This is a genomic window from Nocardia sp. NPDC056564 (assembly GCF_042793755.1).
Taxonomy (GTDB): domain Bacteria; phylum Actinomycetota; class Actinomycetes; order Mycobacteriales; family Mycobacteriaceae; genus Nocardia.
Genome location: NZ_JBHTUR010000001.1, coordinates 667,779 through 680,551, shown reverse-complemented (window position 1 = coordinate 680,551; position 12,773 = coordinate 667,779). Strand labels below are relative to the sequence as shown.

At 65.9% G+C, this 12,773-nt stretch carries 10 protein-coding genes; 1 reads left to right on the top strand and 9 read right to left on the bottom strand.

What is annotated here, in order from left to right:
- Positions 1-65: 65 nt before the first annotated feature.
- Entirely contained in the window at positions 66-506 is a 441-nt protein-coding gene (locus ACFQ9K_RS02980) for a hypothetical protein (protein ID WP_378713570.1), read from the bottom strand.
- Positions 507-968: 462 nt separating this feature from the next.
- The gene (locus ACFQ9K_RS02975; RefSeq protein ID WP_378713568.1) at positions 969-1,463 is read right to left on the bottom strand and encodes a DNA-directed RNA polymerase subunit beta; all 495 of its coding nucleotides are present in this window, start codon (positions 1,461-1,463) and stop codon (positions 969-971) included.
- A gap of 396 nt (positions 1,464-1,859) precedes the next feature.
- On the opposite strand from ACFQ9K_RS02975, the gene ACFQ9K_RS02970 reads away from it, so the two are divergent.
- Positions 1,860-3,032, top strand: a complete 1,173-nt coding sequence (locus ACFQ9K_RS02970) for a helix-turn-helix domain-containing protein (protein ID WP_378713566.1) — start codon at positions 1,860-1,862, stop codon at positions 3,030-3,032.
- Positions 3,033-3,327: 295 nt separating this feature from the next.
- Here the strand turns inward: ACFQ9K_RS02970 and ACFQ9K_RS02965 are convergent, their stop codons facing one another.
- From ACFQ9K_RS02965 to ACFQ9K_RS02935, 7 genes are all read right to left on the bottom strand, one after another.
- The gene (locus tag ACFQ9K_RS02965) at positions 3,328-5,607 is read right to left on the bottom strand and encodes an MBL fold metallo-hydrolase (RefSeq protein ID WP_378713564.1); all 2,280 of its coding nucleotides are present in this window, start codon (positions 5,605-5,607) and stop codon (positions 3,328-3,330) included.
- Positions 5,608-5,683: 76 nt separating this feature from the next.
- Entirely contained in the window at positions 5,684-6,619 is a 936-nt protein-coding gene (locus ACFQ9K_RS02960) for a hypothetical protein (protein ID WP_378713563.1), read from the bottom strand.
- Entirely contained in the window at positions 6,616-7,554 is a 939-nt protein-coding gene (locus tag ACFQ9K_RS02955; protein ID WP_378713561.1) for a hypothetical protein, read from the bottom strand. Before ACFQ9K_RS02955 ends, ACFQ9K_RS02960 begins: the two co-directional genes overlap by 4 nt.
- Entirely contained in the window at positions 7,547-8,413 is an 867-nt protein-coding gene (locus ACFQ9K_RS02950) for a DUF4913 domain-containing protein (RefSeq protein ID WP_378713558.1), read from the bottom strand. The genes ACFQ9K_RS02955 and ACFQ9K_RS02950 overlap by 8 nt, the downstream gene beginning before the upstream one ends.
- Positions 8,410-10,281 (bottom strand): type IV secretory system conjugative DNA transfer family protein, encoded by a 1,872-nt coding sequence (locus ACFQ9K_RS02945; protein WP_378713556.1) that lies wholly within the window; start codon positions 10,279-10,281, stop codon positions 8,410-8,412. Before ACFQ9K_RS02945 ends, ACFQ9K_RS02950 begins: the two co-directional genes overlap by 4 nt.
- Positions 10,282-10,328: 47 nt before the next feature.
- Positions 10,329-11,543: a hypothetical protein gene (locus ACFQ9K_RS02940; protein ID WP_378713554.1), complete on the bottom strand. Its 1,215-nt coding sequence runs from the start codon at positions 11,541-11,543 to the stop codon at positions 10,329-10,331.
- Between the two features lie 281 nt (positions 11,544-11,824).
- Positions 11,825-12,772, bottom strand: coding sequence for a hypothetical protein (locus ACFQ9K_RS02935; protein WP_378713553.1), 948 nt, complete (start codon positions 12,770-12,772; stop codon positions 11,825-11,827).
- Position 12,773 lies beyond the last annotated feature (1 nt).

Below are 12,773 nucleotides of genomic sequence, written 5' to 3'. Positions count from 1 at the left end.
CCGCCTCCTTTGTTCGACGAAGAATCCGGTTGTGCCTGTCCCCCACAGTGTTTCGATGCTCACGGTCAGGGAGGCTTGAGGACGGCCGCGACGCTCGGTACCCGGCGTTTACCCTCGGCAAGATCGTCGATCAGGTCCTGGTAGCCCTTGCTCAGCTCCCCCAGCCGCATCTGTGCGTCGTAGAACACCGGGCTTGGGGCATGCGCCAGCGCGACGAAGGCCTCCATGGTCAGCTGAGCGAGCTGGTCGACGACCGCCCCGACTGTCTGTGTATGGATGCGCGCGGCCGGATCCGGTATCGGTGTCGACACCTCGACCCACAGATCGATCTGGTACCGCAGCCGAGCGCGCTGGTCCTCGATCGTCTGCGACCACGGAGTGCACTCCCGAATCCGATGCAACTCGGCCAACTCACCGGCTGCCTCCAACAGCGGGTTCTCGATGATGGTGGTCAATCCCCGGCAGGCCGCCAAAACCAGCTCCGCCTCAGGCAGAGGGGGTGTCATGGCAGCTCCCTGGTGTCCGGCGGTAGGGGCACACGGCCCCGAAGGTGATGTCGGCCCATTGGGTTGCCAGCACAGCGAGGGAGGTCCAGGCAGCATGGACCGCCTCCTCGTTGGGTGGGCAGGTCCGCAGCGTGCTCTCGGCCGTCGCCGCCGCGGCGGCCATCCGGTCGATGCAGGCACCGAAGGACTCATCGATCGATGCTGAACGGTGGACGTGCGCATCAGCCCACGTGTCGATGGCGTTTATCAACGCGGCGCGGCGTCGGGCGGACAGTTCCCGCCGATAGCCGACATACCGTTTGCGATGAAGTCGGGCCAACGCGCACGCACATTGCGCGACCGGATGTCCACTCGAACACGCGGCATCCCACCCGCGGAACGCCGCCAGCAGCTCATGCCAAGTCGGCAGGCCATCACCCCCCGCGCTGGACGCGGGCGCGGTCATCGCTACGCCGGATAGCGTCATCGCTGCATCTGGGAACTGCGCCCCACCAGCGATACGCAGGACAGAACTGCTTCGATGATCTCCGTGGCGCGTGGGCGGAATCCGTCGGTGGGCTTGTCCACCCACTCGCGGTATCCCACACCAGGATCGGCCGACAGCGCGGGCAGCGCTATATAGGCGCCGATCGGAACGATAGATACGTTGTGGCGGAACAACTCTGGCCACAGCCCAGTCTCGCTAGGCAGGTCTGGGCAGACGAGGAATGTCCACCTCTTCGAGCGTGGATGGGAGATGATCGGCGCAACGCTGTTGTTGGGCGGTACTTCCAACCGAGCCTTGACCCGGGCGCCAATCTTTCCAGGCATCGTGACCGCCCCGATATCCCCGGCCCGAAACTCTATTCGTGCCAGGTCGGTCAGCACGCGGGCGGGCAACCCGCATGTGGTCGCATAAAACCGGCACAGCGACTCCAGAGCGGCAGTATGGCTGGGGTGGATCGCACGGTTATCCATGCCGGGCTACTTCCGTCCTGAATGTTGACCGTCGCTCGTCGGGAAGCGGATCGACGAAGGGCCAGGCCGCGTCGTAGCGGACGGCGAACACGAATCCGATGGTCGCCGCCACAGCGACCGCGGAGATCTGATGAGCGGGCATTGGGTATACCCCCAGACGTGTGATGTGTGTTGGAGTGCACTCAACGTCGTGGACAGCCTGGACGGGAGAGCCCAACCGGGACGATTAGAAATCGGGACCTGCGACGATGGGTGCGAGTCTCAGATTCGCACCGTTGACAGCTCTGGAGTCCCACTGAGGTCCCACCATGTACTACTGGAGTCCTAATGGCATTGACTCCCAGGTGGCGTTACGCTTAACGGCGCGAGGGGCCACTTCCGACCGAGGGATCGCGTATGGCAGCGGTGGGCATTGGCGAGCGCATCGCCATCGAACGCCACAAATCAGGCAAGACGCAACGGCAATTAGCCAAAGCGATGGAGTACAGCCTCAAAATGGTGCAAGCCGTTGAGCAGGGTACGAAGACGCCATCGCCGGGGTTCATTGGAGCTGCCGCGAAGGCACTCGGCATCGATCAGGACGTTCTGCGGGGTACGCCGTACCGAGACACTCTCGACGAGGACGGCACGCTGGAAGGGATCACCGAACTACGTGCGATCCTCTGCGAAGGCGAATATGTACAAGGTGTGCAAGCTCCGCCGCTCGGCGAACTCAACGCGACCATGCAGGCCGTCAACGACGAGGATCGCAAGGGGAATAGCCGAAAGGCGCTTGCTCGATTGCCGCTGCTGATCCGGCAAATGTACGGAGCACTGCACGACAACCCTGATGATCCAGCAGTGTACGAGTTGCTGTGCGCCGCCTACAATGCCGCAGATCGGATGTGCCGGCGATTCGGGTTCATGTCGCTGACCATCCCCGCGGTCGACCGATACGACTGGGCCGCAGCACGTTCCGGGGATCACCTCGCATCAGCCGTGGGGAAGGTCATGCGCACCCGCTTGCTTGTCTATCAGCACAGCATCGACCTAGCGCTGATTTTGGTCGATAAGGCGCTGATCGAGGCGCAGGGCGACAGCGAGGATGCCCTCTCCGTTCTAGGCGCTGCTCACCTGGCGGGCGCGGTCGCCGCAGCTCGTGGGCTACGACTCGATGTTGCGCGCGATCATATTTCCGAGGCCCGAGCGATCGGTGCACGGCTCGGCTTTGAGACCCGCGCCTACGAAACCTTGTTCGGCCCAGGGAATACCGAGATTCATTCAGTGGGCGTCGAGCTAGAGGCAGGAGATCCGGGAAAGGCGGCCCGGGAAGGCTCGGCGCTGATCCTTCCAGCGTCTATTGCTAAGACTCGGGCCGGGCACCTGTGGCAGGACATCGCGCGAGGCTTCGTGATGACTGGTCAGCCGGACAAGGCGATCAAGGCACTAAATGTCGCACGGAAGATCGCTCCACAACAAACAAGGCTCCATCCGAGCGTGCGCGAAACTGCGGATGCGATTGCCGCCGCTGAGAAGCGAAGCACCGGCAGCACTGCCGAGTTCGTGCGCTGGCTCGGCGTCACTGTGTAGAAAAACCTCAGTGCTGGTCGTCGATATCGCCAGAGGGCAGCTGGTAAGTGGCAACGATGAGCGACGGGACCAGGGCAGACTGGAACCGGCTTTTCTCCTAACCGCAGGAGGCGGTGTCGCGGATTCCGGCGGTCATCTCCGCCTGCTGAGCTCCGTGGTACGACTTCCGCTCACCTTGAGGTCTTGAGGTCGACTATCGCCCCGGCGATCGTGGCGTCCTGGTCGAACGACTCCCCGTCGTCGCGCCCATCTGGTTGAACGTCGCTAACAGTTGCAGCGCGCCCTTCTTTGCCGCTCACCACGTCGGCTCGGCTTCCCATCGGTCTGTGTCCGTGGTGCGGGCGACGCGGCCGAGTTGGACGTCGCCGAAATGGATTCCGAAGCCGAGGGTGTCTTCGTGGCTGAGTTCGTCGATGAGGTGGTGTGCGGTGGTGATTGATCTGTCGGGGTCGTCGTCGGCGGCGGTGGTCAGGTGTGGGTGGGTGATTTGGATGGGGCAGGTCATGGCGTCGCCGAAGGCGATGAGCCGGCGCCGCTGCGAGGTGATCTGGTAGGCCGTGTGTCCGAGGGTGTGTCCAGGAGTTGCGAGTGCCTCGACTCCCGGGAAGATTTCCTCGCCGTCGTTGATGGGATGTACCTGGGGTGCAAAGATTTCCAGCATTTCGGCAGCGATACCGTCGGTGGCGGCGAGTTCACGGTGAGTCCATTCCGTTGCGCTGATGAGGATCTCGGTGTGCGCGAACGGTGTCTTCGATCGGCGTGGTGCGCGTTGCCATAGCCAGCCGAGATGATCCAGATGCAGGTGTGTCAGTGCGATCAGATCGATGTCTCGTGGGATTTTGCCCACGGCTTCAAGGCTTTTCAGCAGCATTCCGCCGCGGAGGTGACCGAACGCCGACGGTAGCGCCAGGGGACCGAGTCCGGCGTCGATGAGGATGGCGTGCTGGCCGAATTCGACCAGGAGCGCGCCGACGCTGGCCACGAGGTAGCCGTAGGGATTGAGCAGGTGGTTGTGCTCGGTCCAGAGGTGGTCCTCGGAGCCGGGAAACCAGGCGCGGGGTTCGAGCAGGGCGACGCCGTCTGGTAGGTAGGTGATGCGATACTCGCCGAGTTGGTGGCTGCGAATCGGGGCAGCGCAGGCGTGCCGGTTGAGGCCGAGGGTCATGGGGCCATCTCCTGATCTGAGGAAGGGTCTGTGCGTGGTGGTCTTGCCCAGCGGGCGGCCGCTGTACCTGGCCGTATTGGGGCGGCAGGGGTCTCGACGGTTTCCTGGGCCGGCCATCACGCGAAGGACGGCCGCGGTTGCTCCAGCATTGCGGGTGCATGGCCGTGTCTCCCGGAATCTGCGGGTTCGGGCACTGGTGCTCGTGGGGAGTGCCGCCGGTCCGCGCTCACAGCCGACTCGCTGGTGTCTGACCGTGGACTGCGTCGACTCCGGCGGGCGCTGTTCGCGAACGGTGGGCAGCCAGTGGTCGGAAAACGCGGCGGTGGCGGCGATGGTGGCGGCGGCTTGTTCGGCGCCAGCGGGGGTGCATCGTCCGAAGCCGCAGGCGGTGGTGACGGCGTGGGCGGGCCGGTTGGCGGCTCGTTCGAACAGGCGCAGGCTGATCATGGAGTCGAGCAGGCTTTTGGGTGCCACTACGCCTGCGCTCAACGTCCATTCCGGGTCCAGGTGTCGCAGTGGTGTGTAGAACTGGGAGTCCAGCGGCGCGGGTTCTGCCCCGTAGGCGCAGGGGATGTGGGCCATCGGCAGGGGTGTGCCGTCGTGGCGCAGGTGCCGGGCCAGGGGGTTGAGCAGGGCGACCGCGGGGCCGAGGCTGCGGGGCTCGAGCATGGCGGTGTGGCGGTAGTCGCCGTAACACAGGTGCAGGCTGCTGTGCGCGCCGAGCCGGTGCAGGCGGGTGAACACTCCGGCGAGCTGGCGGGCGATCATGCCGGCGACCATCCTCACGGCATTCAGTTCGGTGGCTTTCACCACCGCCAGGAGCGCGACCGGCGATTCGACTTGCCAGGTGACGATCGGGCCGTGGCTTCTGGTCAAGGTCGCGATCTCGTCGAGGATCGCTTCGGTGAACACCGGCACATGGCGCAGCGCGGTGGTGAGCGCGCCGAGGTTGCTCAATGCTTTCAGGATCGGCAGCCCATCGGCGGTGGCCGCGCCGGCCAGTGCGAACAGACTCAGGTCGAGCGAATTAGGTTGGCTGAGTTGAAGTTTGACGTCGCCGATCTCGGTTCGCTCACGGCGAAGGGCGGTGTAGTCCGCGATGATGTGCTCGATTTTGTCGAGGCGGCCCATTGTGAGGTGTTCTGGAGCAAGGGTGACACCGGGACGGATTCGCCCGGGGGGCATGTGGTTGTAGTCGGCGTAATCGTCTGCGCTGCTGTCGAATTCGAGGACATCGGTGCGGGTCTGCAAGTCGCGCAGGTAGGCGATGATCCAGTTGGGGTCCAAGTCGCAGGGCAGTGCGGTGAGTGGTTGCCCTCCGGTGTGGTCGAGGATCCATTCCATCCCCTGACGGGGGCTGCTCATGAGGGTTTCGGGCAGGCTGCCGACGAAATGCACGTGGCGCTTCATGGTCGTTCCTTCCAAGAGGGTGAGATGCGAAGAGGGGCAACGGGTTCGGGTGCGGCATCGTTGCGCCGTCGGGCGGTCAGGGATCGTGCCCGTGGTCGGGTACGGCGGTGATCGCAGTCGAGCCGGGATCGGTATCCGCAGCTGTGTCCACGACGTCGGCGCCGTCGGCGAGCGTTGCGGCGGTGATCGCGGCGTCGATGTCGGCTCCGGTGTCTGATTGCTCGCCCAGTACGGCGGTCAGGGCTTGGCGGGCCTGTTGGATCAAAGACGCGGGGTCTGGCGGTTGCCGAGCCGCCGGATCGGGCGCTGTGACGTCCTTGTCCGAGTTGGCCCGGCGCAGGTTCTTGAGGGAGCGTCGTACGCTGGCGGCGATCGAGCCCGCTGCGTGGCGTCGCCACATCATGTCGAGATCACCGGGGCTGTAGCCGAGGAAATCGCTGACGCGGTCACGCAGTTCGTCGTCGCTGACAACGAAGATCTCGTCGCGGTCACTGGCCGAGAGGGCGACCGAGTCAGCGGTGCGGGCCGCGCGCGTCCACAGCGCCTCGAGGTTTCTGCTGAACTGATGCGCCTCCGCCGGATTCGGAGTAAGGGCACCTGATATCTCGGCCAGCAGGTGTTCGCGCACGGCCAGGACCGCGGCCATTTCCGTGATTTGGCGGGTGTCGGTGATAACCCGGCTGGCGGTGCGGCGCCGCGGTGGCGTGCTCGCGGCGGGCAGGCGCTGCTCGGGGGTCCATTCGTGACCGTTGTGGCCCAGCTGGCGTGCGTGGTCGACCCAGCTGGGCGGAATACCGTCCCCGTACGCGCGCGCCTCGGTCAGTTTCCGTTCACGCTCGACCACCGACAGCCGCTTCAACTCGTCGTTCTCGTAATGCGCACCGCGGTAGCCGGTCGAGGCGCCTGCGCGCAGATACCTTGCCTCACTGGCTAATTCATGGATCCGGCCCAGGATCGCAGCCTGATGGGCGGGTAGATCGCGAACCCGAAGCTCCCGTTGCGGTCGGGTCATCGCCCGAGCCATTCGGCCTCGGAGAACTGCGGCTGCGGAACCTTCCGGTCGGGATCAGCGTCATAGCTCCAGGTATCCGGCTCGGGATTGTCGCTGAATAGTGAGGAACCCGTCCAGGTTTCGACGACCTCAATAGCTGGCGACTCGGATTCGGCAGCCGCGACGGCAGAGGCGATCTCCGCTCCGCCGGTTGCATCCTTGAACGGTCGCACCACGCGTGGCAGTAGGCTGTCGATCGCCGTAACCAGACTTTCGACCGACGCCACGGCGTCAGCGGTACCGACAGCGATGCCGGCGACACCGAGCGCGACGGCTTGCAGTGCGTAGTCGCGGGTATCGATGTCGGCGGCGTTGTTCCACGGGTTGGGCGGCCTGTCGACAGACAGTCCCATCACCCATTTCGCCCCGGGGTATGCCCAGTCCGCGGGGGTACCCCACAGCTGTTCGCCGAGTTCGGCGTCAAGTCCGAGCAGGTTCGCAATTCCGTTGGTCCGAGCCCGCAGTGCCCGCAGATTTCGCTTGAGAAAACCGGGCACGGATTGCTCCGGTATCGGGCTGCGCATCCGCTGGGCAATGTCGAAGACAGTCCATTCCTGGAGGAGCTGCACGTCCGCGACCAGATCGCCCAGGACTCGGTCTAGATCGAGGGGTTCGGCAGGCGGCAGGGAAAGATTGGCACGCCAGCCGATGCCGTTGCTTCCGCGTTCACGGACCTGATCAATCCACGCCTTCGGCACTCCGCCGGCATAAGCTGCCTTTTCCAGTGCTTCTCGCTGCGTCGCACGACTGTGGTAATCCTCGTACCAGAGCCGTGGCAGCCGTTCGCCGGTTTCGGCTGTGCGTTGATTTGCCGTGTCGGTCATGGCGGCGAGCTCGACGGCCTGATTCTGGAGCGCTTTGAGTACCTTCCGTTGTGCCGGTGTCGGTTTACTCATGAGGATGTCCTGGGGTGGGTGCGTCGGCGAGGGCGCGGAAGTCCGGTCCGAAGCCCAGTCGTTCGGTGGGTGTTTTCGCCCCTGGTGGGCCGAACCAGGCGGTGGGGATCGATGCGCTCGGCAGGCCGGGGCATTCGGTGTGCTGGTCGGGGGTGCAGCGATACAGCGGGCCCCTGGCTGCGTCGAGGACCTCGCGCAGGTGCATGTCGATATGGCGCAAGAACAATGTGCTCATCGCGGCGGGGTCATCGGCGCGGACCGCGGCCTCGAAGGCGCGATGAATCGCGGCGAAGCGCAGCACGACGTTGCGGTGCCGCCACCACTGCCGGCACCAGCTGTACTGGCCTTCCCGGTTGTTCGACGCGATCCGTACCGAGGTCACCGGCAGCAGCCACTCGTGCACGAAGTCGGAGTAGTGGGCGAACAGCCTCGGCGGGGGTGGCTTCTCCCCGGGTGGCGTCGGTGCCGGTGTGGGGGTCGGCCCGAACCAGCCCGCCGGCACCGGGTCGAACGGCAGCGACGGGGTGCTCACATGGGTCAGGCGGGTGCAGCGGTAGAGCGGGCCGTTGGCGGCATCCATGATCGTGCGCAGGTGACTGTCTACCGAGAGCAGCCATGTGCTCAAGCTGGTGCCCGCACCGGAGCGGCGTTGGCCTTCGAACGCGGTGTGCAGGTGCGCGATGCGGACCGCGACGGCCCGATGCGCCCACCATTGCGGGCACCAGATGTAAGTGTTTTCCCGGTTCGCCTCGGCCAGGCGCACGGTGACGTAGGGCCACAACCAGTCCTCGGCGAAAGCGCCGAAGTGGCTGTAGCACGGTGCTTTCGCCGACGATCCGGTGCTGGTGCTGCTGCTCATAGGTCTTCCCCGTCGTCGAGTTCTGTGGGAGTGGGCGGTAGGGCGATGGGCGCGGCGGCGGCTTTCTCGAATCGGGCCAGCGAGGCGTGGATCAGCGGCGCGTATTCGCTGTCCTGCCACCAGTTCTTGCGGACCACGACCGGCCCGTAGCCCGGCAGCCGCACCAGGGCGCGGTCTTTGGGCAGCGCCGCGAGCAAGGAGGTGTCGAGGATGGGCTCGCCTCGCCAGGTCAGTGTCCGGTTCGTGCCGCCGGCGCCGTGGCTGCGGGAGCGGTCGGCCACATCGTGTGGTCCGGCCATCGCCGCCCAGTGTTCGAGGTAGTCCACCGCGGCGATGCCGCCGCCGTAGACCTCGATACTCTGCGCACGCATGGTCTTCAAACCGTTTGCGCCCCAGAGGTCTTCGCCTTGCTCGAGCACTTGCAGGATGGTGATCACGACGATGCCGCACCCGCCGGCGTAGGTGTAGTAGGAGGGCAGCTCGCCGATGCGCGCACAATTCGCCGCCTCGTCGAGCACCGCGAGCAACGGCACCCGCAACCGGCCATCGGGTCGGGCACGGGCACTGATGAGGGCGGCCTCGAAGATCTGCCCGAGCAACGCCGCGGTCAACGGTGTGGCGCTGTCGGGTCCGGCCATCGACAGCGCGTACAGCGTGTCGGTCGAGGTGACGAACTCGCGAGGCCGGAATTCCGGCAGGTCGTGGGTGGGCTTCTGTTCGGTCCGGTCGATCACCACGGTCGTGCCGCTGCCGGTTTTGGATGGGGCTTCGCGCACGCGCAGCTGGTAACGCTGCGGTGGTGTGACCATGCGTGCATAGCCCTCATCGCTGAGTGATCCGAGGAACCGCCGGGCCATGTCATAGAGGCCGTCTCGTTGACGTGCGTAGAGGGCTTGGGATTCGGCGATCCGCTCGGCGGCGCGCTGGTGGCCGTAGTGGCGCAGGATCAACGCCGGGGTGAGGTCTTGGTCGCGGCCCAGCCATTCGGCGACATGGAGCAGGTCGCCTTGCACGCAGGCCGCAGCGTAGATATACAGCGCCAGCAGCTCTTGTGCGCCGCCGTCGAAATAGCTGTCCACCTTCGCATTCGCCGCTTGTGCGGCAGATCCTGCGGCGGCGGAGACGAAGAAGCTCGCCAGCTTCCGCGCGGCCGGCAGGTTCTCGACTTGGGCGAGCAGGTCGACCCAGAACCCGCATTCGACGCGACCGGTGACCGCTTGCAGGTCACACAGCCACACCCTGCCAGCCTTTTCGCGCCCGAGCACGGTGTGCCGGTAGAGATCTGGCTTGTTCGATGTCGCCAGGCACGGACCCCACGCAGACAGCACCGCCGGGATCGCCCACGCCATCGTCTTGCCCGTGCGGGTACCCGCGGTGATGGTCACGCCGAGTTCGGCGGGCACATACAGCCCCACTCCTCCGATCACGGTCGTGCCCAGCGGCGGACCTTTGAGTGCCCGGATCTCCGGAGCGGCGTCGCGCAGCAGCCGCTGGTTGGCGATCGCGTTATCGCGCACCCGCCCCAGCCGGATCTCTCGCGGTCGCTGCATGGTGCGCGCCGCCGCGTCGATCTCGCTGCCCGCGTGCAGCATCCGCCAGCACCCCCACCCTGCACCGGCGCCGACACCGAGGAACAGGACCGCTATCACGGTGGCTTGCCACGGCCAGGCTTGCCGCCCCGACACCACTCCCAGCAGCGCGGACGCCGGATGGCGAACAACCGGCACCCCGGCCCACCAACACCCCACACACAGCGCCGCCCACACCCCCAATACGGCGATGACCAGCACTGCGAACACCAGCAGCAGCGCGGTCTCCTCGCCGATCCCGCGTTTGGTCCGGCGCCGGGTCTCCCGGGTCGCGATCATGATCAATTACTCCTTTGTGGATGAACGACGTTGACTGGCATGGGTTTTCACAGACCCACGTCTTTGGTGGCCTCAGGCGGTGGGGAGGGCCGACTCGGCTCGGGGCTCTCGGGGATGTGCCAGTCGCTGTTTTCGGTGGCAGGTGCCGCCGCGTCGACGGCCTGGCCGATCGCGACACCGCCGTTCGAGGTGTTCAGAGCGAATGCTGGCGGGTCTGGTGCGCCGGGCATGTCGTGGTGGTCTGGCGGGTGGTCGACATGTGTCCCGGTCGTGATAGCCGCCAGGCGGGGATCGCCGGGCCCGTCATGCCAGTAGGTGCCGTTCTGTCCGGCCTGGACGACTTTGTTGATCACCTCGGTCGGAGCACCCCAGCGGATCGCGGCCGCTTTCGCCGGCCGGAATTGCGCTCTGATCGCTTCCAGTGCTTCGACTTTGGCGTTGATGCTCGTCATTCGATCGCCCAGGTCGCTGAAGCTCTCGGCGGTGCGGGTGTGCTCGGCATGCAGGTTCTGGAGCACCTTTAGCGCCTGGCGCTGTCGCGGAGGGGGTGTGGAGTGCTCGGCTGCCGGCGCCTCGCGCCCATGAGCTGTTGTCGCGGTGGCCGCCTGGGCGTCGGAGGTGCCACGTACTTCGGCGGTCTCGGGAGCGCGGTCGATGCCGGCGATGATCGCGCCGACCTCGTCGACGTTCAGTAGCCGCTGTGGGACTCCCAACGCGCGGTCGAGCGCGTTTCGTGGCGATGGTGTCGGGTCCGCGACGTTCCCGGCCGCCAGGCCGGCGCCGCGGTCCGTGCTCGCGTCGACGGTGGTGCCGGAGCCCGGGGTGACCGGTTGCCAGCTAGCGCTGTCTTGTTCGGAACCGGTGATGCCTGGTTCCAAGCGCCCGGTCTGTTCACCGGCTTGGCGCAGGCACCGCAGTCCGAACTCATCGACGCCTTCCCCGCCAGCGGCGTGGGCACGCTCGAGTTCGCGCAGGTCTCGGGCAGCTTTGTCGGGGTGATCACGCCACAGCACGAACGCGTCGCGCTGTCGGATCCACTGGTGCTGGCGGACCAACGAGTGGTGGCGGCTCCATTTGGCGGCTAACTGGCCGGCCTGAGTTCTGAATTCGGTGCCGTGCTGGGACGTGTCGGCATCGTCTGCGATCTCAAGCAGGTAGTGCCACTGTGCCGCGTCAGCATGCAGTTGGGCTTCGTCAGGGTCGGCGGCATCGGGGTAGTACTCAGGGCTGCTGGGGCCGCTGCGCCGCTCGAGCCAGCTCATGACGCTGGCCGCACGTCAGCCACGCCACCACGGAAGTCACAACAAGCAGGGAGCGGTGATGGATTGAGCGTGAAAGGGATTGGGCTGGTGTGGGTGGACATCGTCGACCTCCTGCGGAGGGTGCGTGCCACGAGTCGTCAACACGAGGTGGCAGCGGTGTTTCGGATGTCCCCGGCGATCAGGTTCGGCGTGCTGGTCGGTACCCCGTGACCAGCCGCCGACGAAAAGCAGGCGAGGCAGGTTTTGTTCGGTCAGGTAGTGGAGGCTCCGTTCGTCGGCGATCAGGTATCCGGACCCAGGTCTGGGTAGGAGATCTCTCGGTGGCATTGGGGGTCGTCGCGTTCGCTGCCCCAACTGGGCGTGGTATCGGGCAGCGCATCGTTGACCGCTGCCGTCAGGGCCGTCGGGCCAGCGTCGATGGGAGGGTCCACGGTGGCGTCGACGAATTTCTCACGCAACGCCGTCGCGGCCACGTCGAACATCTGCTGCGGGCTCGGTGGACTCACGCCCGCCTCGGCCAGCACTGCGGCGACATCGAGGTCCTCGGAGACATACGGTGGGCGTGGGAGTTTGGGACTTGCCATCGCGTAATTGCTCCATTCGGCGACCACGCTCATCTCGTCGAAGTGTTCGACGGTGACTGCGCGCAGGCGACGAAGACTCTCCGCGGTGCCGCCCCACAGTGTGGCGGCCTCGGTCGCGGTGATCCGCGCCCCCGCCGCCAACGCGGCGACCCGCTGGTATTGGATGTGGGTGTTCTCGGCGAATTTCCAGACCGCGAGGGGGTTTTGCCCGAAACTCCAGCGCCCGGCCGCGATGAGCTCACGACGCAGGACTTCCAGGCCCATCATGCGCTCGAGGTCCCACCGTTCGATCTCGATCATGTCCAGGCAGAACTTCTCGAAGTAGTCCCGCGACGCCGGCCCAGTCGATGAGTCCAGACCTGGCACCGGGCGAGCACCGCCGAATCCGACCCTGCGGACATCGTCGATCACTGCGGGCGGGACATCAGCCTCCAGAGCTTGCCGCTCGATATGCTCACGCTGGTGTTGCAGATCCGCCAGCGTGCCGGTCAACTCGGCCCGGCGCTGTTCGTCCAGGCGTGGGTCACCGCTCCTCTGGTAGTTAGTTAACAGGTGTCTGACGTGGGTTTCCTCTGCGGCCAGGCGCTGAATGCCGCGCAGCTGGTCGAGCATTCTGTCCCAGGCTGAGGGGATCGGGTCGGTCATG